Below are 22,574 nucleotides of genomic sequence, written 5' to 3'. Positions count from 1 at the left end.
GCTGTGAGTCTCTGACGGCATGCGACCGCTGTCAACGGGTACGCCGCGAACTTCTCAATGGACCACACAGGGATCGGAAGGTGCCCGGAGCCGGACTCGAACCGGCACGCCCGCGAAGGGGCAGCGAGGTTTAAGCTCGCCGTGTCTGCATTCCACCATCCGGGCAGGCCATGGGCTCCGCATCGAGGTTCCGAGACTATCGGGACGGGTCCCCCGAACAGCGGAAGGGCGGACCGATGTTGTCTTATTTTATTGACGTCTGAGGGTGCATCAGCACATGGAACGCGCCATCCGCACTTGCCAATAGCCTTGCGTGCGGCCTTCGGCGGCGCATGCGGAATGACGGAATTTCACCGTCTGAACGAGGGCACTCCACCTGTTCTTGACACCTGGCCCACTTGGGTTTCACGGCACGTGGACCACTCGCTCCCCGACACCCGGCCCCCTCAGGGGCGTTCGTCATCCCCAGGTATGACAGCGCCCCTCGCGGTCAGACCGCAGTCGGCCCCCGGAACCGGAACAACGGGTGACTACACGGCGGCGTGGGACCGGGACGATGGAACAAGTCCCCCAGAGAACACCGCCGTCCGACAGGAGTGCCATCCCGTGACCACCGCACCGCTCACCGACCGGGCCACCGCCGTGGCCGCGCGCGCCACGGATCTGTCGAAGATCTACGGACAGGGTGAGACCCAGGTGGTCGCCCTTGACCGGGTGTCCGTCGGCTTCCGGCAGGCCGAGTTCACCGCGATCATGGGCCCCTCCGGCTCCGGCAAGTCGACGCTGATGCACTGTGTGGCCGGCCTCGACACCTTCTCCTCCGGGTCGGTGCGCATCGGCGACACCGAGCTCGGCTCCCTGAAGGACAAGCAGCTGACCAAGCTGCGCCGGGACAAGATCGGCTTCATCTTCCAGGCGTTCAACCTGCTGCCGACCCTGACGGCCCTGGAGAACATCACCCTCCCGATGGACATCGCGGGCCGCAAGCCGGACAAGCAGTGGCTGGACTCCGTCATCCGGATGGTGGGTCTGGCGGACCGGCTCGGCCACCGCCCCGCACAGTTGTCGGGCGGTCAGCAGCAGCGCGTCGCCGTGGCCCGCGCGCTGGCCTCCCGGCCCGAGATCATTTTCGGTGACGAGCCCACCGGAAACCTCGACTCGCGCTCCGGCGCCGAGGTGCTGGGCTTCCTGCGCAACTCCGTGCGGGAGCTGGGCCAGACGGTGGTGATGGTGACCCACGACCCGGTGGCCGCGGCCTACGCGGACCGGGTGATCTTCCTCGCTGACGGGCGGATCGTCGACGAGATGTACCGGCCGACGGCCGAGACGGTCCTGGACCGCATGAAGGCGTTCGACGCCAAGGGCCGCACCAGCTGATCCCCCGTCAGGACCGACAGGACTGAGAAGAAGAAAACCCATGTTCCGTACCGCCTTGCGCAACGTGCTCGCGCACAAGGCCCGGCTCCTGATGACCGTCCTCGCCGTGATGCTCGGCGTGGCCTTCGTGTCGGGGACCCTGGTCTTCACCAACACCATCTCCGACGCCTTCCAGAAGAGTTCCGCCAAGGGCTTCGACCAGGTCGACGTCGCCATGACAGCGGACTACCAGGACGCCGAGGGCGACCAGGTCGGCAAGGTCCACGACCTGACCCAGGCCACGCTCGACAAGAGCGAGCGCGTCCCCGGGGCCGCGTCCGCCATCGGGGTCGTGCAGGGCTTCACCGCCATCGCCGACAAGGACGGCAAGCTGATCGGCGATGGCTTCCAGTCGCAGGGCGGCAACTACTGGGGCACCAAGGACCCCCGCTACCCCCTGGCCAGCGGGCACGCCCCCAAGGGCCGCGGCGAGATCCTCATCGACTCCGAGACGGCCGAGCGCGCCGGCTACAAGGTCGGCGACACCGTGCGGATGTCGGTCGACGGGCCGGTCCTGACCCCGAAGATCACCGGCATCTTCACCACCGACGACGGCAACGTCGCGGCCGGCGGCAGCCTCACCCTGTTCGACACGGCGACCGCCCAGAAGCTGTTCGGCAAGGCGGGCGTGTACGACCAGATCGACGTCAAGGCGAAGCCGGGCGTCACCCAGGCCGCGCTGAAGGCGGAGCTGGACAGGGCACTGCCCGAGAACACCGTCGCGACCACCACCGGCAAGCAGCTCGCCGACGACCAGGCGGAGACGATCGCCCGGTCGATGAGCGGCATGCAGACGGCCCTGCTGGTCTTCGCCGGCATCGCCCTGTTCGTCGGCACGTTCATCATCGCCAACACCTTCACCATGCTGGTCGCCCAGCGCACCAAGGAGCTGGCGCTGATGCGGGCGGTCGGCGCCTCCCGCCGGCAGGTGACGCGGTCGGTGCTCATCGAGGCGTTCGTGGTCGGCGCGGTCGCCGCCGTGGCCGGGCTGGTCGCGGGCATCGGCATCGGAGCCGGACTGCGCTCCCTGATGGGGACGTTCGACGCGACCGTGCCGGACGGGCCGCTGGTCATCAAGCCCGCCACGATCCTCACCGCGCTCGCGGTCGGCATCCTGGTGACCATGCTGGCGGCGTGGTTGCCGGGCCGCCGGGCCGCGAAGATCCCGCCGGTGGCGGCCATGAACAGCGTGCACGCCAAGGCCACGACCAAGTCGCTCGTGCTGCGCAACACGCTGGGCGCCCTGGTCTCGGCCGCGGGCATCGCCGTCATCCTGGTGGCCACGACGATGGACGGCTCGGACGGCCAGATGCCCATGGGCTTCGGCGCGGTGCTGCTCATCATCGGCGTGTTCATCCTGACTCCGCTGCTGTCCCGCCCGCTGATCGCCGCCGCGGCGCCGGTGCTGCGCGCCTTCGGCATCTCCGGCAAGCTGGCCCGGCAGAACTCGGTGCGCAACCCGCGCCGTACGGCCGCCACCGCCTCGGCGCTGATGATCGGCCTGACCCTGATCACCGGTATGACGGTGATGGCGGGCAGCCTCCAGCAGGCCATCGAGAAGATGGCGTCGTCGTCGATCAAGGCCGACTACGTGGTGTCCATGGCGAACGGCAACCCGCTGTCGCCGGACGTCGAGAAGAAGCTGGAACGGACCGACGGCGTCACCGCGACCAGCCCGATGCTCAACGCCGCCTCCCGGATCGACGGCCAAACCGAGTACCTGACCGGCGTCAACGGCGCCGCGATCGGCGAGCTGGCCGGTCCGGAGGTCGATGAAGGATCCTTCAAGGTCGGCGGCACCCAGGTCGTCGTGGACGACGAGACCGCCAAGTCCTACGGCTGGAAAGCCGGTTCCGCCTTCACCGTCTCCTACGAGGACGGCAAGAAGCAGAAACTGACGGTCGCCGGGACCTACGAGAGCAACGACTTTCTGAGCGGCGTCCTGCTCGACCAGGCGACCCTCGCCCCGCACGAGTCGGACCCGTACAACATGAAGGTCATGGTGAAGACCTCCGGCGGCACGTCCGGCGCGACGCAGGACAAGCTGGAGAAGGCCCTAGGCACCAACCCGGCGATCAAGGTCCAGGACAAGCAGGACATCTCCAACGAGATCGCGCAGATGTTCACGCTGATGCTGAACATGGTCTACGGCCTGCTCGCCATGGCGGTGATCGTGGCGGTCCTCGGGGTCATCAACACCCTGGCGATGTCGGTCTTCGAACGCTCCCAGGAGATCGGCATGCTCCGGGCGATCGGCCTCGACCGCAAGGGCATCAAGCGGATGGTCCGTCTGGAGTCCCTGGTGATCTCGCTGTTCGGCGGGGTGCTGGGCATCGGCCTGGGCGTGTTCTTCGGCTGGGCGGCCGGTGAGCTGCTGGCCACGAAGCTGGCGACCTACGAACTGGTCCTGCCCTGGGCCCGGATGGGTGTCTTCCTGCTGCTGGCCGCGACGGTGGGTGTCCTCGCCGCGCTGTGGCCGGCCCGGCGGGCGGCCCGGCTGAACATGCTGGAGGCGATCAAGGCGGAGTAGCCGGCGCGGGGCCCTTTTCCCACCGTGGGAAAGGGGCCTTTCGACGTTTCGGCTCCAGGTGCGGGCGGAACCCTGACGTTCCCGGTCACGCGGGCCGGGTGCGGGTCCGAGTGCGGGTGCACGTCCGAGCGCGGGCCCGAGTGCGGGCCCGGGCCCGAGCGCGAGTGCAGGCCCGAGCGCGGATGCAGGCCCGAGCGCGGGCCCGAGCGCGGTCCTAAGGGGGATTCGGGGGCGCCTTGCCCTTCGGTGCCCAGCCCCCGGGCTGGCGCCCCACGCCCGGGGACAGGCCGCGAGTGCGGTCCCGGCTTCCCTCTCCCCGGCGACCACACCGGACGGCCCCGGTCCCCGCCGGCAGGAACCGGGGCCCTTCCCGCGTTCAGTTCCAGGTACGGGCGCGCAGCGGCATGCCCGACTCCCCCGATTCTGGGGTCCGCACGGCCAGGACCTGGTTGACGCCGATGCGGTTGTGCTCGAATGCGAGCGCGGAGGCGGCCATGTACAGACGCCAGACGCGGGCGCGGCCGGGGCTGGTGAGCTGGACGGCGCGCTGCCAGTCGGCCTCCAGGCGGGCGACCCACTGGCGCAGGGTGAGGGCGTAGTGCTCGCGGATCGACTCGACGTCGCGCACCTCGAGCCCGGCGCGCTCCAGCTGGGCGACGGTGGCGCCGACGGGCTGGAGCTCACCGTCGGGGAAGACGTAGGAGTCGATGAACGCGTCGACGTCGTACGCCGTCTCGTCCCGCTGCGGGCGGCGGGCGATCTGGTGGTTGAGGAGCCGCCCGCCGGGCTTCAGCAGCCCGTGCAGGTCGGTGGCGTACTCCAGGTACCGCTGGGCGCCGACGTGTTCGGCCATGCCGATGGAGGAGATCGCGTCGTAGGGCCCGTCGCGGACGTCGCGGTAGTCCTGGACGCGGATCTCGACCTTGTCGGTGAGGCCCTCGTCGGCGACGCGCTTGCGGGCGTACGCGGCTTGCTCCTGGGAGAGCGTGACGCCGACGACGCTCACGCCGTGCTCCCTGGCGGCGTGGACGGCCATCGAGCCCCAGCCGCAGCCGACGTCGAGCATCCGCTGACCGGGGCGCAGACCCAGCTTGCGGCAGACCAGTTCGAGCTTGTCGTGCTGGGCCTGTTCGAGGGTGCTGTCGGGGCTTGGCCAGTAGGCGCAGGAGTACACCATGGACGGGCCGAGGACGATCTCGTAGAAGTCGTTGCCGACGTCGTAATGGTGGCTGATGGCCCGTCTGTCGGTGCGCTTGGTGTGGAGGTTGCGGCGGGGCCGACGGGCCTCCTCGCGGGGCGGGGCGGGCGGCAGCGGGGTCCCGGCGAGCTTGACGAGCCCGCGTACGGCGGCGCGGACCTCGGGGTCGCGCAGGGCCTGGGCGAGGGTGCGGGCGTCCTCGTCGCGCTCCCAGATGTGACCGGCCAGCAGGTCCAGGGTGGTGTAGAGGTCGCCGTCGATGTCGAGATCGCCCGCCACCCAGGCCCGGGCCAGCCCGAGTTCGCCCGGCTTCCACAGCAGGCGGCGCAGGGCGCGGCGGTTGCGTACGACCAGGGTCGGCGCACCCGGCGGGCCCGCCTGCGAACCGTCCCAGGCGCGGATGCGCACCGGTAGCGGTGCTCCCAGCAACTGTGCGAAGAGGCCCTGGAGCCGCGGCGCGGCGTCTGCCATGGTGCACACCTCCGTGACGAGGAATCCCGGAATGTTCCCGACACCACGTAAACACCTGCGGGGCCTCGGCGCAGTCCCCGGCACGCGTCATGTCCGGGCAAACCACCACTCCGAAGGAACCGAGGGAACCGAAGGTGCCGAAGGAACCGCTGCGGGAACGCCGAAGGACCTCCCGCACCACGGATGGCGGGAGGTCCTTCGTCGGAGGTCCTTCGTCGGAGGCCCGGCGGTGGAGGTCCTGCGTGCAGGTCCTCCCGTCAGGACGGGAAGGGGCCGGAGGTCAGGAGGCCTTGGCCTTCTCCTCGGTCTTCTCCTTGGCCTTCGCCTCGGTCTTCTCCTTCGGCGCGGAGGCGACCGGGGCCGGCTTGGCGGCCTCGTAGAACTCCTCGCGCGGCGTCTCGATCGCGCCGAGCGAGACGACCTCGCGCTTGAGGAACATGCCGAGCGTCCAGTCGGCGAAGACGCGGATCTTGCGGTTCCAGGTCGGCATCGCCATGCCGTGGTAGCCACGGTGCATGTACCAGGCGAGACGGCCCTTGAGCTTGATCTTCATCTTGCCCATGACGATCATCGCGACGCCCTTGTGGAGGCCGAGACCGGCCACCGCTCCCTTGTTGGCGTGGGAGTAGTCCTTCTGCGGGAAGCCCCGCATGCCGGACAGGACGTTGTCGCCGAGGACCCGGGCCTGACGCAGCGCGTGCTGCGCGTTCGGCGGGCACCAGGCGTTCTCGTTGCCCGCCTTGCGGCCGACGAGGTCCGGGACCTGGGCGTTGTCGCCCGCGGCCCAGATGTAGTCGGTGCCCTTGACCTGGAGCGTGGTCTCGCAGTCGACGTGGCCGCGGGGCCCGAGGGGCAGGCCGTAGCGGGAGAGGACCGGGTTGGGCTTGACGCCGGCGGTCCAGACGATCGTGTTGGAGTCGACCTCCAGGCCGTTCTTCAGCACCACGTGGCCGTCGACGCAGGAGTCCATGGAGGTGGACAGGTAGACCTCGACGCCGCGGCCCTCGAGGTGCTCCTTGCCGTACTTGCCGAGCTTGGGACCGACCTCGGGGAGGATCTTGTCGGCGGCGTCGACCAGGATGAAGCGCATGTCCTCACGGGACACGTTCTTGTAGTACTTCGCCGCGTCGCGGGCCATGTCCTCGACCTCGCCGATGGTCTCCGCACCGGCGAAACCGCCGCCCACGAAGACGAAGGTGAGCGCCTTGCGGCGGATCTCCTCGTCGTTGGTGGAGTCGGCCTTGTCGAGCTGCTCGAGGACGTGGTTGCGCAGGCCGATGGCCTCCTCGATGCCCTTCATGCCGATGCCCTGCTCGGCGAGGCCGGGGATCGGGAAGGTGCGGGAGACCGCGCCGAGCGCGACGACCAGGTAGTCGAAGGGCAGCTCGTACGCCTCGCCGACCAGCGGCGCGATCGTTGCGACCTTGCGGTCCTGGTCGATGGTGGTGACCCGGCCGGTGAGGACCTCCGCCTTCGGCAGCACGCGTCGCAGCGGGACGACGACGTGGCGCGGGGAGATGTTGCCGGCGGCGGCTTCGGGGAGGAAGGGCTGGTAGGTCATGTACGACCGGGGGTCGACGACCGTGACGGTCGCCTCGCCGTAGCGCATCTTCTTGAGGATGCGCCGAGCTGCGTACAGGCCTACGTACCCACCGCCTACTACGAGGATCCTGGGACGCTCCGTGGTGCTCATGCCATCGAGTATCCACCCGTCTCAGGGGGGTAGCTCGTGCGCCCCTTCACAAGCTCCGTCGGGGGGTGTGTTATCCTCCGCCGCTCCCGTGATCCATGTCATGGTGACAAGCGGGCTCCTGTGTGCACGGCGGGCAGCCGTCAATGCCGCGTGAGCTGCCCCTCTGGCCCGCGGACCCCCCTGTGAGACCCCCGTCGAACCCTCCTCCGGCCATCCGCCCGGGCGCACCCATATCATGCTTCTGAACACGTTCAAAGGGTCATCAGGCCCCCAGAAGGGTCAACGCGGCCCTTCTCTTCGCCCTGGAGTGCCGAATTCCTTGTGAAGAACTTCACGAACTTTTCCGGGGGACTGCTTCCGGGGGGCTCGCACGAGTCCCCCGGACTCGCTCAAACGTGATCCTTGCCTGCTCAGAAGCGGCCTAGGCGACGGACCACGCGATGCCGTCGAGGATGTCGTGCTCGCTGACCACGACCTCCTCCGCGCCGATCCGCTCCATGATCGACAGCAGTACGAGGGCCCCCGCGCCGATCACGTCGACCCGGCCCGGGTGCATGGAGGGTACGGCCGCGCGCTCGGCGTGCGTGGAGCGCAGCAGCCAGCCGGTGATCTCGCGGACCTTCTCACGGGAGACACGGGAGTGGTGGATGGCGGCCGGGTCGTACTCGGGCAGCTCCTGGGCGATCGCCGACACGGTCGTCACGGACCCGGCCAGGCCGACCAGCGTGCGGGCCTCGCGCAGCGGGACCGTCTCCTCGGCGAGGTCGAGGGCGGCCTCGATGTCCGCCCGCATCGCCGCGATCTGCTCCTCGGCCGGCGGGTCGGTAACGGCCCCGTCCCGGACCAGGTGCCGCTCGGTCATGCGGACACAGCCGATGTCCACCGAGCGTGCCGCGCGGACATGGTCGTCGCCGACGACGAACTCGGTCGAGCCGCCGCCGATGTCCACCACGAGGTAGGGCTTCGCCAGGTGGTCGCGCCCGGCGAGCTCCTTGGTGGCGCCGGTGAAGGAGAACTCGGCCTCCTGGTCCCCGGAGATCACCTCGGGCTCGACGCCCAGGATGTCCAGCACGCCGCGCACGAACTCGTCCCGGTTCTCGGCGTCCCGGGAGGCGGAGGTCGCCACGAACCGCAGCCGCTCCGCCCCGTGCTCCTTGATGATCCCGGCGTACTCGCGGCAGGCCGCGAAGGTCCGCTGGAGCGCCTCGGGGGCGAGCCGGCCGGTGCGGTCGACGCCCTGCCCGAGCCGCACGATCGTCATGCGCCGGTCCAGGTCGGCCAGCTCACCGGTGGCCGGGTCCGCGTCGGCGACCAGGAGCCGGATGGAGTTCGTACCGCAGTCCACGGCGGCTACACGGGTCACTGGGCGTCCTCCTCGGCGGCCGTCACGCACGGGCCCTTGAGCCACCACTCAGGCAGCATCCCGATGGCCTCGTCCCCGAGCGGGTTCACCCCGGGGCCCGCGGCCAGCGAGTGCGCCACCAGCACGTGCAGGCACTTCACCCGGTCCGGCATGCCGCCCGCGCTCGGGAAGTTCTTCAGCTCCTCGATCTCGTCACGGCGCCTGATGTAGTCCTCGTGCGCCGCTTGATACGCCGCCGCCAGCTCCGGGTCCGAGGCCAGCCGCTCGGTCATCTCCTTCATGACGCCGTTCGCCTCCAGCGTGCCGATCGCCGAGGCGGCGCGCGGGCACGTCAGGTAGTACAGCGTGGGGAACGGCGTCCCGTCCGGCAGCCGCGGGGCCGTCTCGACGACGTCGGGCTGCCCGCACGGGCACCGGTGCGCGATCGCGCGCAGGCCGCGCGGGGGCCGGCCGAGCTGCTGCTTGAAGGCCTCGACGTCCGCGTCGGTGGGCTCGGTGCGCGGAGAGGTCGGCGGGGGCGTTTCCATGACTGTGTTCAGGCTGTCTTTCTCTGGGTTCAGGTCACTGGGGTCACTGGCTGGGGTCCGGGTTCACCGGTCGGAGGCGTCGGCCTTGTCGACCCCGTCCCAGACGTTCGAGTACCAGGGGCGGTCGGCCGCCCCGAGGTCGGCGCGCGACTGCCGCGCCGCGTGCGGGTCGACGACGATGAATCCCGTCTCCCCCGGCATGACGTAGTGCAACCGCTTCCGGATCTGCTGCTCGGCGTACGCGTCGTCCTGCCAGCGCGCCTTCTGGTCACGCAGCCGTTCGACGCGCTGCCGGGCCTGCTGCTGTTCGCGCTGGAGGTCGTCGATCTCGGCGCGCTGCGAGACGTACTCCCGCATCGGGTAGGCCAGGGCCACGATCAGCGAGCACATCACCAGGGCGAGCAGCGCGGCCCGGCCGGTCAGCCGGGAGCGGCGGGCCTGGCGCTTGGTCTGGGAGCGGTAGACCCGGGCCGCGGTCTGCTCGCCGAGCAGCCGGATCCTGGTCGCGGTGGAGAACCGGTCCCGGTCCTTCACGGCCATGTCTGTCCGCCTCCCGCTCCACCGTCATACGCGCGTACGTCCCCGGACACGGTACGGGACCGGGTACGGGGACGTACGTACGACGCTGCCTCTTGCGGCTCGGGTCAGCCCTTGAAGCGCGGGAACGCGCTGCGGCCGGCGTACACCGCCGCGTCGTCGAGGATCTCCTCGATGCGCAGCAGCTGGTTGTACTTGGCGACGCGCTCGGAGCGGGCCGGGGCGCCGGTCTTGATCTGACCGCAGTTGGTGGCGACGGCCAGGTCGGCGATGGTGACGTCCTCGGTCTCGCCGGAGCGGTGGGACATCATGCACTTGAAGCCGTTGCGCTGGGCCAGCTCGACGGCGTCCAGGGTCTCGGTCAGGGAGCCGATCTGGTTGACCTTGACCAGGAGCGCGTTGGCCGCGCCCTCCTCGATGCCACGGGCGAGGCGCTCGGGGTTGGTGACGAACAGGTCGTCGCCGACGAGCTGGACCTTGTCACCGAGCTTGTCGGTGATGGTCTTCCAGCCCTCCCAGTCGTCCTCGAACAGCGGGTCCTCGATGGAGACGAGCGGGTACGCGTCGACGAGCTCCGCGTAGTACTCGGTCATCTCGGCCGCCGAGCGGTCCTTGCCCTCGAAGGTGTAGACGCCGTCCTTGTAGAACTCGGACGCGGCGACGTCGAGGGCCAGGGCGATCTGCTCGCCGGGGGTGTAGCCGGCCTCGTTGATCGCCTCGAGGATGAGGTCGAGGGCCTCGCGGTTGGAGCCGAGGTTCGGGGCGAAGCCGCCCTCGTCGCCGAGGCCGGTGGCCAGGCCCTTCGACTTCAGGACCTTCTTCAGCGTGTGGTAGACCTCGGCGCCCCAGCGCAGGGCCTCGGAGAAGGACTCCGCGCCGATCGGGGCGATCATGAACTCCTGGATGTCCACGTTGGAGTCGGCGTGCGAGCCGCCGTTCAGGATGTTCATCATCGGCACCGGCAGCAGGTGCGCGTTCGGGCCGCCCAGGTAGCGGAACAGCGGCAGGTCGCTGGCCTCGGAGGCGGCGTGGGCGACGGCGAGCGAGACGCCGAGGATGGCGTTGGCGCCGAGGGAGCCCTTGTTGTCGGTGGCGTCCAGGTCGAACATCGCCTGGTCGATCAGGCGCTGCTCGGTGGCGTCGTAGCCGACCAGCTCCGGGCCGATCTGCTCGATGACCGCGAGGACGGCCTTCTCCACACCCTTGCCGAGGTAGCGGTTCGAGTCGCCGTCGCGCAGCTCGATGGCCTCGAAGGCGCCCGTGGAGGCGCCGGACGGGACGGCGGCACGACCGGTGCTGCCGTCGTCGAGGCCGACCTCGACCTCGACCGTGGGGTTGCCTCGGGAGTCCAGGATTTCCCGGGCTACGACGACGTCGATGGACGGCACGAGCATCTCCTTCTTGATGTGACGCGGGTACGCGGGCCGCTCGGGCCCTGCGTGGTGCGGGCCGCGGTGGCTCGCGACATGAGCCTAACCGGCTCCGCGCGATCGGCCACCGGGTCGCCCACCCCATGGACAGAACCGAGAGTAAATTGTTTCCGAACGGAACAAAGCCGGATCGCAAAGACCGGCAGAAAAAACCCCGCCCCGGTGCGCACGGGGGATGACGCACCGGGGCGGGGAGCCTGTGGGGACGGGGGCGGGCCGCTGCTTACTTCAGGTGCAGCTGCTGGCCCGGGTAGATGAGGTTGGCTTCCTGGACGATGTCCTTGTTCAGCTCGTACAGCTTCGCCCAGCCGCCCTCGACCTTGTGCTCGGTCGCGATCGAGCTGAGGGTGTCGCCCTTGACGACCTTGTACTCGCCGTCGCCCTTCTTGACCTTCTTGCCGGTCGGGGTGGTGACGGTCTTCTTCGCGGCCGGGCGCTCCTCGGAACGGGAGGCCGGCTGCTGCTCGGTCTGGCGGGTCTCGGTGCTCTGCGACGAGCTGTTCGAGGCGGAGTCGCCCGAGGAGGAGCCGCCGCTGTAGCCGGCGCTCGACAGGCCCTTGCCGCAGACCGGCCAGGCGCCCTTGCCCTGGCTCGCGAGGACCTTCTCGGCGATCTCGATCTGCTGGGCCTTGGTGGCCTGGTCGGCGGTGGAGGCGTACTTGGTGCCGCCGTAGCCGGACCAGGTGGAGGCGGAGAACTGCAGACCGCCGTAGTAGCCGTTGCCGGTGTTGATGGACCAGTTGCCGCCGGACTCGCACTGGGCGACGGCGTCCCACTCGGAGGCGGTGGCGGCGGAGGCGTTGCCGGCCGCCATCAGCGGGGCGGCGACGGCGGCGCCGGTGACACCGGCGATGGCGATGGCCCGAGTGGCCTTGGACGGACGGCGGTGCGTGCCCTTGCCGGAAAACAGCATGGAGAGATCCCCTCACCGACGCCTGCGAGGTGAGCTGTCGGGTTCGGGCCGGTTGAGTTGCCCGGCCGCGTCCCTCCCGGGACACGGCTTCACCCCAAGCCGGACCTGCCGTCGAGTTGCCTCAACCGCCGGGCCCGGCACTTACCTTGGGTCCCCCGCTCCTGCCTACGGCGCTTGACGCGACGACTGTTCCCGTGCGGCCGCTGGCAGGATTCGGCGTTGCGGCAGCCGGGGCTCGCGGTGACGAGCGATCACGACCGTAGACATGCGATCCGCGGAATTTCAAAGACGATCAGGGCTTCTGAGATCTATCTCTCACGGGGTCAATACGGGACATTCGGCGCGAACGGCGACGTGAACTCGCACGGTTTAGGGGTGACTTCCGCCGCCGTTTCCGTACTGCCCCACCGGCTACTCGTCGTCCGCTTCGACCCGTACCGTGAGCTTCTGACCGGGGCGGATGAGGTTCGGGTCGACGCCGACGGCCGCCTCGTTCCCGACGTAGAGCGCGCGCCATCCGCCGCCGAGGTCAAGGGAGTCGGCGATGGACCAGAGACTGTCGCCTGGACGGACGACGTAGGAGCCGTCCGTCGCCTCGCGCGAGGCGTCGTCGCCGCGCGAGGCGTCGTCGCCGCGCGAGGCGTCGTCGCCGCGCGAGGCGTGCCGCCCCGCGGACCCGGACGTACGGCCGTCCTCGGGCGCGGCGTCCTCGTCGGCACTGGGGCCGCGGTGGCGGCCGGAGCCGGTGTCGGTGAGAGCCGAAGAGTCGTCGTCCCGTGGCGACTTGTCAGGCTTGTCGCTCTCCGGATCAGCCGAGGGGGAGCTGTCGGGCTCCTGGTCCTGCGACTGGCCCCGCGTCGAGGAATCGGAAGAATCGGCCGACTTGTCGGACTTGGCGGTTTCGTCCTCCGAGGTCGACGGCGCGTCGGGGGACGGCGACGCGGACGGAGAGGAGGAAGGGGACGACTCGGTCGAGTCGAGCAATCCCGGCGAGTCCGCTGGGGCGGACGAGTCGGATGTGCCCGGCTTCGCGTCCTGCTGGAGACCCGAGAGCAGCCCGCAGGTGCGCCACGCGCCGACCCCCTGGTCGGCGAGGATTCTCTCGGCCACGGCTATCTGCTGGGAACGGCTGGCCAGGTCGGCGCTCGGGGCGTAGTCGAGGCCGCCGTGGTTCTCCCAGTCCTCCTGGGACAACTGGAGGCCGCCGAAGTATCCGTTGCCGGTGTTCTGGCTCCAGGCGCCGCCGGTCTCGCAGTCCGCGACCCGGTCCCAGGTCGTGCCGTCGGCCGCGCTGGCGCCGGAGGCTCCGAGGAGGGGGATCGCGATGGCGGAGCCGGTCACTCCGGCCGCGACGAGGAGAGCCGGAGCCTGGCGGGGGCGACGGTGCCGACCGTTCCCGGAGAGCATACGGAGACCTTTCGCGAGACAGCAGTGACCGGCGCGGCGCAGGGTCCCGGGCCGCGCTGATGGGTGAACGTATCGGCAGACGATCACTTGTCACAAGTTCATGCCACGCAGATCACGTGAAGATCACATTCCTGACGGCGTGTCACCTTGGGGTCGGCGTGAACTCCACGGGCAGGGTGCGCAGCCCGCGCATGATGAGGCCGCCGCGCCATCTCAGCTCGGCCGGATCCGCGGCGAGCCGCAGGTCCGGGAGGCGGGTGAGGAGCGTGGCGAGCGCGGTCTGGCCCTCCAGGCGGGCGAGCGGCGCGCCGAGGCAGTAGTGGATGCCGTGGCCGTAGCCGAGGTGCTGGTTGTCGCGACGGGCGAGGTCGAGCACGTCCGAATCGGCGAACCGCTCCGGATCCCGGTCCGCGGCGGCCAGGACGACGAGGACCGGGTCGCCGGCCGCGATCTGCTGCCCGCCGATGGTGAGCGGCTGCGTGGCGAACCGCCAGGTGGCGAGTTCGACGGGCCCGTCGTAGCGCAGGAGCTCCTCGACGCCGGTCTCCAGGAGGCCGGTCTCCCCGGCGGCGAGGGACGCCTGGAGTCGGGCGCGCTGCTCGGGGTGGGTGAGCAGGGCGTAGGTGCCGTTGCCGATCAGGTTCACGGTCGTTTCGAAGCCGGCGAACAGCAGGATGAAGGCCATGGCCGCGGCCTCGTTCTCGGTGAGGTGCTCACCGTGGTCGGAGGCGCGGATGAGCCCGGAGATGAGGTCCTCGCCGAGGGCGGGCTCGATGGGCAGCGCCTCCCGCTTGCGGTGGATGAGGTCGGCGAGATAGCCGCGCATCTTCTTCACGGACCGCGCCACGCCGCCCCTTGGCCCGCCCTGGTGACGGATCATCATCCCCGCCCAGTCACGGAAGTCGTCCTGGTCCTCGCGGGGGACGCCGAGCAGGTCGCAGATGGCGTAGATGGGGAGCGGGAAGGCGAACTCGTGAATGAGGTCGGCGGACCCCTTCTGCGCGAACCCGTCGATGAGCCCGTCCGTGAGCTCCTGCACCCGCGGCGCGAACTCGGCGACCCGGCGGGGCGTGAACGCCTTGGACACGAGCCGCCGCAGCCGGGTGTGGTCCGGCGGGTCGATGTTGAGCAGATGCGTCATCAGCTCGGCCTTGCGCTCACCGGGGATGCCGGTCTTGCCCTTGGCGTGCGCGGGTTCGTCGTGATGCGCGGGGTTCTTGGAGAGCCGGTGGTCGGCGAGCGTCTGCTTGGCATCGGCGTACCGCGTGACCAGCCAGGCCTCCACGCCGCTGGGCAGTTTGGTGCGGTGCACGGGGGCGTGCTGGCGGAGCCAGGCGTAGGCGGGATAGGGGTCAGTGGCGAACTCCCACGAAAACAGTTCGGGCACCCCGGGCACTTCACGTCGCATGCCACGACCCTACGCAGCCCCCGGGGCACCGCCGGCCGCCGCTGTCAGAGGTCATCGCTACTCTCACCGCGTCGAGATCGAGGAGGACCGGGTGCTCGAAGGCGTACTGATCGCGGAGAGCCTGCGGGTCGGGACCGAGCTGGCCGGTGTCCCGCTGCGCGTCACGAAGATCGCCAGGGTGGAAGTGGAGGGCCCGGCGGCCGGGCAGCCGCAGCGGTGGACGCTCCTGGACTTCAGCGGGCAGGAGGCCGACGCGGAGCCTCTGGCCGAGCGGCTGGCCGCGTGCCTGTCCCCGACCGGGGGCTGGTACGTCGACTACAACACCGCCACCGAGGCGTTCGTGGTCTTCCCCGGCGAGGTCTTCCGCTATCCGCGCGGCCAGGATCCACGCGGGCGCGCGGAGGGCCGTCGGCGGGCACAGGACTACGCCCGTTCCGTCGGGATCCCCGAAGCGCAGCTGGACTGGCGGGACTGACCCGCCGGGCACCGCGTCACGGCCGTCGATCTCGGCCCTCGGCCTCCCTGATCGCGTCCCGGTACGCGCGGGCCGCCGCTCTCAGGGCCGCCTCCGGGTCGACGCCCTCCGACTCCGCACGGACCGCCAGGGCCAGCAGCTCGTAGCCGATGCCCTCGACGGGTGGGAGCGGTATGTCCAGGTTCGCCGTGCGGGCCCGGGACGCCAGCTTGGCGGCGAGGGCCAGGCCGGGCTGGCCGAGGGGAATGCCCTCGGTGATCGAGGTGCGCTGTTTCTCGACCGCCTTGGTGCGCAGCCAGTGCGCCTTGACCTCCTCCGGCGTGGTGGCCGTCTCGTCGCCGAAGACATGCGGGTGGCGGTGGATCAGCTTGGCGACGATGCCGGCGGCGACGTCGTCGATGGAGAAGGGGCTCTCCAGGTCGTCCTCGGCGATCCGGGCGTGGAAGACGACCTGGAGGAGGACGTCACCGAGCTCCTCGCGCAGTTCGTCGCGGTCGCCCTCCTCGATCGCCTCGACGAGTTCGTACGCCTCCTCGATGCCGTACTTGGCCAGGCCCTTGTGGGTCTGCTGGGACGACCACGGGCACTCGGCGCGGATGCGGTCCATGACCTGGACGAGATCGAGCAGGCGGGCGCCCGGCAGGTCGTAGGAGGCGGGGAGCAGCTCCAGCTCGGGCATGGCGACGCGGCCGGTGCCCGCGAGGCGGGCCAGGCCGTCCGTCAGGGCCGGCTCGCCCTCGCCCGTCGCCACGACGACCACCGTGCGGCCGCCGGCGCAGGCGTCGACCAGCTCCTGGGCCGTGGGGGACGCCTCGTCGACGGTTATCCCCGCCTCGCGCAGATACGGCAGCTGCGGGTGCGCGCCGTCCGCGCACAGCACCTGGTCGGCCGCGTGCAGTGCCTGCCAGGCGGGCCAGGACAGCAGGCCGGGGGCGACGCGGTGGCTGGTGGTGAGCAGGACGATGCGGCCGGGGGCGGCGGTGTCGGCCGGGCCGGGGGCGGCCTGCTCGGGTCGCGGGGTGGCTTCGGGGCTGTTGGCGTTCACGATTCGAAGCTATCCCACGCCGCCGACAGCCCCCGAAGTCATCCACAGGCCCCGTGGGCGGGGCCCCCTGCATGCTCTGCTGCTACATGCTCTGCTGCGCCTGGGCCGCCGACACGTCCCGCACCCACGGCGTCTTCGCGTCGGCCCGGCTGCTCTTCTGGACGTCCCAGGTGCCGTAGCGCGGGTTGAGGTCGACGTTCAGGTCCTTGGAGGCCTCGGACAGGGCCTTCCAGAACTCGGGACGGTTGGTGTCCGTGCCGAGCTTCTCGGCGAGCTTCTGGGCCTCCAGCTGGAGGCGGAGGTTCTCTTCGAGGCGCTGCGGCGGGATGCCGTACTGCTGGAGCCAGGTCGTCTCCAGCTGCTTGGCGCCGCCGGCCTGCTCCTCCAGCCCGGACCGCATCTCCTGGATCTCCCTGCGGGTGACGGTCACACCGGCGTCCTCGGCGGCGCGGTGCAGCACCCGGTCGAGGATCATGGTCTGCAGGGTGTCGCGGGTGAGTGTGCCGGTCCCGGCGATGGCCTGCTGGTACTGGGCGTCGTTCTGCACGGCCGCCCGCTGGGCCGCGCGTACCTCACCGACCCGCTCCTCCAGCTGGGAGACGGTGATCCGCTGGCCGCCCACCACGGCCGCCGCGCCGGGATGCGCGTCGTTGCCGCAGGCGGTGAGAAGGGGTGCCGCGGCGGCGATCGCGGCGGTGAGGACGAGCGCGGTGCGACGGCGGCGGTGCAAGGGGACCTCCCGAGGAGATTGTGCGACGGTGCACAAGGTCTTGCGGTGATCGATGGTAGGCAGTGGCCAAGCTCTGGCCAACCCATTCGACCAACGATTCACCAGGACTTCCGGCACCGCCGCGCGGACCGGGCCGGGAGGGGAGCCGCGTCCGGGGGGTCGGCGCGGTTCCCCTCCCGGCGTTTCCGGGTCTCCGGCGCGGTCAGGGTTCCCGGCGCTCCTGTAGCCGGATCGCCGCCGTCAGCAGCCCGACGGCGAGGACGGTGACGTAGAGACCCGCCGCGTAGGGACCACCGGGGAACGGCGTTCCGCCGGGCTGTCCCTGGAAGTCGCTGAGCGCGATGAAGGGCAGCCAGGCACCGATGTCGACGCTGAGCAGCCATTCGCCCGCGGCGCCCAGCGCCGGCTCGGCCACCAGGGCCCACACCAGCACGACCGCCACCGTCGCGCCTCCGCTCTTGAGCAGCAGCCCGACCGCGAGACCGATGACCGCGGTGATCGCGAACGTCACGGGGACGGTGAGGAGCTGGCGCCAGTCGAGTCCGGAGTCCGGGGTGAGCCGCGCGGTGGGCTCCGCCAGTGCCGCCACCGCGAGGCCACCGGCCATGAGGACCGCTCCGGCGAGTGCGGCGAGCCCGGCGACGACCGCCGCCTTGCCCGTCAGCAGCCGGTACCAGGACGGCACGGCCAGACGGGAGGCCCAGATCGTGCCCGTGCGGAACTCCATGGTGGCCGAACGGGCGGCGAAGACCATGATGAGCAACTGGGCGAAGGCCGGTCCCGTCAGGACGTCGGCGATACCCGGCTCCTGTCCTTCCGCCGTCTCCCGCACCCCGAAGCCGCTCAGGGCCAGCGACACCGCGGCCGTGATGCCGAGGAACCACCACGTCGAGGCCAGCGACCGCAGCTTGTCGACTTCCGTCCGCAGTACGGCCGTGGTCATGCCCGGCTCCCTTCCACCGGTTGCTGCACGGAGCCCCGGTACTCGACCGAATCGGCCGTGAGCTTCAGATAGGCGTCCTCGACCGTGCGGCGGCGTGGCGCCAGTTCGAACAGGACCAGTCCTGCCCGGGCCGCCGCCCTGCCGATGTCCTCACTGCTCATCCCGGAGACGAGCAGCGCCTCGGCGCGCTCGGGTGCCTCGACGGCCGTCGCGCCGTGCTCCACGACCAGGTCGCGCAGCCGCTCGGGTTCCTCGGCCCGTACCAGCACCTCCTCGGTGGAGCTGAGGGAGGTGAGGTCCGTGACGGAGCCCTGGGTGATCAGTTTCCCGCGCCCGATCATCACCACGTCGTCCGCCAACTGCGCCATCTCGGCGAGCAGATGGCTGGAGACGAAGACGGTGCGTCCCTCGGCCGCCAGTGCGCGCAGCAGTCCCCGCATCCAGGCGATGCCCTCGGGATCGAGGCCGTTGGCGGGTTCGTCGAGGACGAGGACGCCCGGGTCGCCCAGCAGTGCGCCCGCCAGCCCGAGGCGCTGCGCCATGCCGAGCGAGAACCCGCCGACCCGCTTGCCCGCCACGTCGGTGAGCCCGACCTGCGCGAGCACCTCGTCCACCCGCTGCACGGGGATCCGGTTGCTGCGGGCCAGCCAGGTCAGATGAGCGCGGGCGGAGCGCTTGGGGTGGGCCCAGCGGGCGTCCATCAACGCTCCGACGACCCTGAGGGGTTCGGGATGCTCGTGATAGCCGCGCCCCCCGATGAGCGCGGTGCCGGCGTCGGGCCGTGTGAGCCCGAGCAGCATGCGCAGGGTGGTGGACTTGCCGGCCCCGTTCGGGCCGAGGAACCCCGTGACGGTTCCGGGGTTCACGGTGAAGGACAGGCCGTCGACGACGCGCTTCTTCGCATACGTCTTGACCAGTCCCGACACTTCGATCGTCGCCTTGGTCATCTCTCCGAACCCGCCTCAGGCCACGATCAGTTGGTGCACCACGCCGAAGCTCGCGAGCAACAGGACGACGACGACCCAGACGACCTTGCCGGGCGCGAGTCCGCGGCGGACGGCCTTGACGCACTCGGTGAGTCCGATCAGCGCCGCCAGGAGCCCGATGCCGCCGATCACGGCCGCGGTGACGTACGCCCAGGTCTGGTCTCCCTGCCAGCGGAGCAGCAGCAGGGCCACTGCGAGCGGGACTACGGGCCAGGCGTCGCCGCGGACGGACTCCGGGGCTTCCTGCCGCCGTGCCGAGAAGGATCCGTTGCTCATGTCTTCCTTGGTTTTCCTCGAGGGCTTGTCAAAAGGGTCGGGTGTCGGGAAGGGGTGTGCGGCCCGCGGAACCGGCTGGTTCCGCGGGCCGCACAGCCGGCCGGGTGACCGGCCGGAACCCTGACCGGTGGTGACGGCCGAGCGGAGCCCCCGCTCCCGCGGCCGACAAGGTCACCGAGAGCCGGACGGGCGTCCGGGCGCTGCGACGGTGGCTTCCCGACAAGCGTCCGAACGGGGAATCGCCCTGCTCGGCCCCTCGGTCAGCACGGTCGTCAGCTGACGAAGTCCTTCACGATGGTGTAGACCTCGTAGACCGTGTAGCCGACCTCGATCGCCTTGCGGACCAGCCACGGCACGTACTTCTCGTACGCCTTCTTGAACGCGTTGTAGCCGCTCTTCGCCGCGGCCTTCAGCTTGTTCCAGGCGGTCGAGCCGAGGCCCTTCAGCTTGCCGATGAGCCAGCTGATACGGCCCTTGGCGGCGACCTCGCCCGTCTCCGCTGCGGCCGAGGCAGTGGCGGAGCCCGTAGCGGCGTTGGTGGAGACGGCCGGGGTCGCGATCCTCACCTCGGCGGCCGAGGAGACCGCGCGGTGGGTGTCGACCGTCTGCACCTGGGCGACGGAGCGGGCCGAAGCCGGGGTCGCGGCGGTGGCGGCCGGTGCGCCGACACCGATGAGGGCACCGACGAGCACGGTGCTCGCGATGATGCGGTTCTTGTTCACGGAATCCTCCATGAGTCAACTGGCAAGCCGTTCCAGCCGGTTGGCCAACGGCTCGCACAGGCTCACAAGGCCCCGTCTCCGCACTCACCCTGTCGCGCCCCCTGACGATCTCGGACATGAGCACATCATGCTGCGCCGGTGTCTCCCGGGTGTCTCCGCGCTGTTCTCGGGCCAGGTCAGCGCGTCCGGGCCAGTCGGCGGCCGGACTCGTCGGCAAATCACTTTCGGTCACCGCTGTCCCACGAGCGGTGGCCATATGGCTTGTTCCGTTCGGCGGGCCGGTGTTAACTGTCTGGCGCGTGATCCGCACAGCTGACCTCTGTCGCATCACGCGCGGCCCGGTACTTACGAGGACACGGGCCGGATACGGGGAAAACAGGGGGAACCTTTGCCATACGTATCTGCGTTCGGAGTGGCCTCCACGCACCCGGACAAGAGCGAGACCGAACCCACCGTGCTGCTCCGTCTGCTGGGTGACGACGGCATCCACCTCGCGGAGCACGAATCCCACCGACTGCCGCCGCAGACCGCCGAACTGCTCGCCTATCTGGAACTGCGCGGCGGACGCAGAGCCCGAAGACCCGCCCTCGTCGGAGCGCTCTGGCCCGACCTGCCGGAGAGCGTCGGGCGGCGCAGACTCAGCCGCCTGTTGTGGCGGACGAACCGGAGCCTTCCCTGGGAACTGACGTACACCGAAGGCGAGACGGTGCACCTCACCGACGTGCTGGCCAGCGACTGGAGGCTGGCGGAGGAGGCCCTGGAACGCGTCACCCGGCCCGGCGTACCGCCCGACGCCCGGGACCTGGAGATGCTGCGGCAGCCGTTGATGTCCGACGTGCGGTCGGCATGGGCGGAGATGCACCAGGCCAGCTGGGACGAGCGCAGGTTCCACGCGCTGCGGGAGGCCGGTCACAGCCTCCTGGCCGGCGGCCGTCCCCACGAGGCGGCGGAGACCGCGACGTTCCTGGTGTCCTGGGAACCGCTCGACGAGCCGAGCCATCTGCTGCTCATGCGGGCGTTCGTGGAGATCGGAGCACCCAGCAGAGCCGCCGAGCTGTTCCGGGACCTGCGGCGACGGCTGCGCAGAGAGCTGGGCGTCGAGCCCGCTCCCGAACTCGCCGCGCTGGCGGGCCAGCCGGCCTACGGGTCGTAAAGGAAGCTTTGCGGTCAGGGCCCGCCACGGCACAGGCGTGACCCGTCACGCGGCGTGCCGCGTCGACGGGCTCGCGGAGTTGCGCCGGCTGATCGGGATCCACACGGCGTGCCGCGGTCACAAGGCGTGCCGCATCCACACGTTGGGCTCGACGTACACCGCGTATCCGCGCTCGGGCTCGCAGCGCACCGGCACCAGGGCGCCGGGCACCTCGATGTCGCCCCGGGTGTCGAAGGGCAGCCCCGTCCAGCGGCGCCAGTCCGCCAGCGAGGCGGCCACCGTCATGGACGCCGGTGCCACGCAGTCGATGGTGGCACCGGCCCGGGCGTGGACCCGCAGCCACGGATCCTGGGGCAGGCCGTCGGGGCGGACGCGGTGGGCGTACTCCTCGATGGGCGTGTGCGGTTCCAGATGCTTGGCGTTGGGGCGGACCGGGGCGACGACCTCCCGGAAGCCGTGGGCCCGGGCGTTGTCGCGCATCGCCGAGAGCATCAACGCGGACAGGCCGCGGCCCTGGGCGTGCGGGGCGATCGAGACCGAGATCGCGCTGACGGTGTCGGGGCGGCCCCCGCGACGCAGGTCGGAGAACGCCCACACCAGGACCGCGTCCCAGCCGTTCGCGGGCAGTTGGCCGCGGCCCTCGGCATTGAGGGCGAAGGGCACGCTGTAGGCGTTCGCGACGACCTCGCCCCGCTCGTCCTCGGCGAACAGGACGTACTCCGGGAGTTCGGCGGCGATCCGGGGGAAGTGCGCGGCGCCCACGAGGTCCTGGATCGTGAACTCGGGCCAGCTGTCCGCCATCCCGACGACCCGCTCCAGCATGTCCGGGTGGTCGGCGAGGCTCGATATCTTCGTGTGCATGCGGTCACGGTAGGCACGAGGGCGCACGTCCGGAACCGAATTACGACGTGGGGGCACGGTCCGCCGTTCGGGGAGACCTTGCACGGCGGGCGGCGATCACCATGACCACTGTGGACAACAGGGCGATGCCGGCGCCGACGTAGAGCGGTGACGTGTAGCCGAGGCCCGCGGTGATGGCCAGGCCTCCGAGCCAGGCGCCGAGGGCGTTGCCGACGTTGGACGCGGAGACGTTGGCGCTGGCGGCCAGTGCCGCTCCGTGCGCGTAGTCGGTGACCCGCGTGATCATCCCGGGCACACTGGCGAACCCGGTCACGCCCATCACGAACACCAGGACGACCGAGGCGGTCGCGTTGCCGGCCAGCAGCCCGAACAGGGCCAGGGTGAGGGTGAGTCCGAACAGCGCGAGGACCAGGGCACGGTCGCGGTCGCGGTCGGCCGCGCGCCCGCCGGCCAGGTTCCCGACGACCAGTCCGACGCCGTACACCATCAG

Annotated in this window: 21 protein-coding genes, 1 tRNA gene and 1 riboswitch; of the genes, 4 read left to right on the top strand and 18 right to left on the bottom strand. The window is 70.6% G+C overall.

Translation table 11 applies throughout. The features are described from left to right. Positions 1 to 81 precede the first annotated feature (81 nt). Positions 82 to 165 (bottom strand) — tRNA-Leu (locus tag AOQ53_RS37825). Between the two features lie 441 nt (positions 166 to 606). On the opposite strand from AOQ53_RS37825, the gene AOQ53_RS37820 reads away from it, so the two are divergent. Further along, positions 607 to 1,377, top strand: a complete 771-nt coding sequence (locus AOQ53_RS37820) for an ABC transporter ATP-binding protein (RefSeq protein WP_059424401.1) — start codon at positions 607 to 609, stop codon at positions 1,375 to 1,377. Positions 1,378 to 1,417: 40 nt separating this feature from the next. Then, positions 1,418 to 3,946 carry an ABC transporter permease gene (locus AOQ53_RS37815; protein WP_059424399.1) on the top strand — a complete coding sequence of 843 codons (2,529 nt, stop codon included), beginning with the start codon at positions 1,418 to 1,420 and terminating at the stop codon, positions 3,944 to 3,946. Between the two features lie 376 nt (positions 3,947 to 4,322). Here the strand turns inward: AOQ53_RS37815 and AOQ53_RS37810 are convergent, their stop codons facing one another. From AOQ53_RS37810 to AOQ53_RS37770, 9 genes are all read right to left on the bottom strand, one after another. Further along, on the bottom strand, positions 4,323 to 5,615 hold the full coding sequence (locus AOQ53_RS37810) for an SAM-dependent methyltransferase (protein ID WP_059424397.1): 1,293 nt from the start codon (positions 5,613 to 5,615) through the stop codon (positions 4,323 to 4,325). A 280-nt stretch (positions 5,616 to 5,895) separates the two neighbouring features. Then, the gene (locus AOQ53_RS37805) at positions 5,896 to 7,308 is read right to left on the bottom strand and encodes an NAD(P)/FAD-dependent oxidoreductase (protein ID WP_059424395.1); all 1,413 of its coding nucleotides are present in this window, start codon (positions 7,306 to 7,308) and stop codon (positions 5,896 to 5,898) included. Between the two features lie 421 nt (positions 7,309 to 7,729). After that, the gene (locus tag AOQ53_RS37800) at positions 7,730 to 8,671 is read right to left on the bottom strand and encodes a Ppx/GppA phosphatase family protein (RefSeq protein WP_059424393.1); all 942 of its coding nucleotides are present in this window, start codon (positions 8,669 to 8,671) and stop codon (positions 7,730 to 7,732) included. After that, positions 8,668 to 9,198, bottom strand: coding sequence for a DUF501 domain-containing protein (locus tag AOQ53_RS37795; RefSeq protein WP_059424391.1), 531 nt, complete (start codon positions 9,196 to 9,198; stop codon positions 8,668 to 8,670). The genes AOQ53_RS37800 and AOQ53_RS37795 overlap by 4 nt, the downstream gene beginning before the upstream one ends. Positions 9,199 to 9,261: 63 nt before the next feature. Continuing rightward, positions 9,262 to 9,738 carry an FtsB family cell division protein gene (locus AOQ53_RS37790; RefSeq protein ID WP_059424388.1) on the bottom strand — a complete coding sequence of 159 codons (477 nt, stop codon included), beginning with the start codon at positions 9,736 to 9,738 and terminating at the stop codon, positions 9,262 to 9,264. Positions 9,739 to 9,842: 104 nt separating this feature from the next. Beyond that, positions 9,843 to 11,123, bottom strand: coding sequence for a phosphopyruvate hydratase (gene eno, locus AOQ53_RS37785; RefSeq protein ID WP_059424418.1), 1,281 nt, complete (start codon positions 11,121 to 11,123; stop codon positions 9,843 to 9,845). A gap of 265 nt (positions 11,124 to 11,388) precedes the next feature. Continuing rightward, positions 11,389 to 12,078, bottom strand: a complete 690-nt coding sequence (locus AOQ53_RS37780) for a LysM peptidoglycan-binding domain-containing protein (protein WP_059424386.1) — start codon at positions 12,076 to 12,078, stop codon at positions 11,389 to 11,391. Positions 12,079 to 12,082: 4 nt separating this feature from the next. Continuing rightward, a riboswitch (cyclic di-AMP (ydaO/yuaA leader) is annotated at positions 12,083 to 12,261 on the bottom strand. Positions 12,262 to 12,489: 228 nt separating this feature from the next. Next, complete coding sequence (locus AOQ53_RS37775; protein ID WP_059424384.1) at positions 12,490 to 13,485, bottom strand: LysM peptidoglycan-binding domain-containing protein; 996 nt, start codon at positions 13,483 to 13,485, stop codon at positions 12,490 to 12,492. A 142-nt stretch (positions 13,486 to 13,627) separates the two neighbouring features. Continuing rightward, complete coding sequence (locus AOQ53_RS37770; RefSeq protein WP_059424383.1) at positions 13,628 to 14,893, bottom strand: cytochrome P450 family protein; 1,266 nt, start codon at positions 14,891 to 14,893, stop codon at positions 13,628 to 13,630. A 91-nt stretch (positions 14,894 to 14,984) separates the two neighbouring features. Here AOQ53_RS37770 and AOQ53_RS37765 point away from each other — a divergent pair, with 91 nt between their 5' ends. Then, positions 14,985 to 15,368 (top strand): hypothetical protein, encoded by a 384-nt coding sequence (locus AOQ53_RS37765; RefSeq protein WP_059424381.1) that lies wholly within the window; start codon positions 14,985 to 14,987, stop codon positions 15,366 to 15,368. A gap of 16 nt (positions 15,369 to 15,384) precedes the next feature. Here AOQ53_RS37765 and AOQ53_RS37760 read toward each other — a convergent pair whose 3' ends face one another. The 6 genes from AOQ53_RS37760 to AOQ53_RS37735 form a co-directional block, all read right to left on the bottom strand. Then, positions 15,385 to 16,413: a nucleoside triphosphate pyrophosphohydrolase gene (locus AOQ53_RS37760; protein ID WP_078945694.1), complete on the bottom strand. Its 1,029-nt coding sequence runs from the start codon at positions 16,411 to 16,413 to the stop codon at positions 15,385 to 15,387. An 82-nt stretch (positions 16,414 to 16,495) separates the two neighbouring features. Beyond that, positions 16,496 to 17,143 carry a SurA N-terminal domain-containing protein gene (locus AOQ53_RS37755; protein ID WP_059424379.1) on the bottom strand — a complete coding sequence of 216 codons (648 nt, stop codon included), beginning with the start codon at positions 17,141 to 17,143 and terminating at the stop codon, positions 16,496 to 16,498. A gap of 202 nt (positions 17,144 to 17,345) precedes the next feature. Next, positions 17,346 to 18,086, bottom strand: coding sequence for an ABC transporter permease (locus tag AOQ53_RS37750; protein ID WP_059424377.1), 741 nt, complete (start codon positions 18,084 to 18,086; stop codon positions 17,346 to 17,348). After that, positions 18,083 to 19,033 (bottom strand): ABC transporter ATP-binding protein, encoded by a 951-nt coding sequence (locus tag AOQ53_RS37745; RefSeq protein WP_059424375.1) that lies wholly within the window; start codon positions 19,031 to 19,033, stop codon positions 18,083 to 18,085. The genes AOQ53_RS37750 and AOQ53_RS37745 overlap by 4 nt, the downstream gene beginning before the upstream one ends. 15 nt (positions 19,034 to 19,048) lie before the next feature. Then, positions 19,049 to 19,348, bottom strand: a complete 300-nt coding sequence (locus AOQ53_RS37740) for a hypothetical protein (protein ID WP_059424374.1) — start codon at positions 19,346 to 19,348, stop codon at positions 19,049 to 19,051. Between the two features lie 272 nt (positions 19,349 to 19,620). Continuing rightward, entirely contained in the window at positions 19,621 to 20,070 is a 450-nt protein-coding gene (locus AOQ53_RS37735) for a hypothetical protein (RefSeq protein WP_148640438.1), read from the bottom strand. A 388-nt stretch (positions 20,071 to 20,458) separates the two neighbouring features. Between AOQ53_RS37735 and AOQ53_RS37730 the strand changes: the two genes are divergently transcribed. Further along, entirely contained in the window at positions 20,459 to 21,223 is a 765-nt protein-coding gene (locus AOQ53_RS37730; RefSeq protein ID WP_148640437.1) for an AfsR/SARP family transcriptional regulator, read from the top strand. Between the two features lie 117 nt (positions 21,224 to 21,340). On the opposite strand, the gene AOQ53_RS37725 is transcribed toward AOQ53_RS37730, so the two are convergent. Beyond that, the gene (locus AOQ53_RS37725) at positions 21,341 to 22,084 is read right to left on the bottom strand and encodes a GNAT family N-acetyltransferase (RefSeq protein ID WP_059424370.1); all 744 of its coding nucleotides are present in this window, start codon (positions 22,082 to 22,084) and stop codon (positions 21,341 to 21,343) included. A gap of 40 nt (positions 22,085 to 22,124) precedes the next feature. Further along, positions 22,125 to 22,574 (bottom strand): MFS transporter (locus tag AOQ53_RS37720; protein WP_148640436.1); only part of this gene is annotated, 450 nt, incomplete at its 5' end.

Source organism: Streptomyces azureus (assembly GCF_001270025.1).
Lineage (GTDB): Bacteria > Actinomycetota > Actinomycetes > Streptomycetales > Streptomycetaceae > Streptomyces > Streptomyces azureus.
Note: the sequence above shows the minus strand (reverse complement) of the source record. Positions and strands in the feature narration are given on the sequence as shown.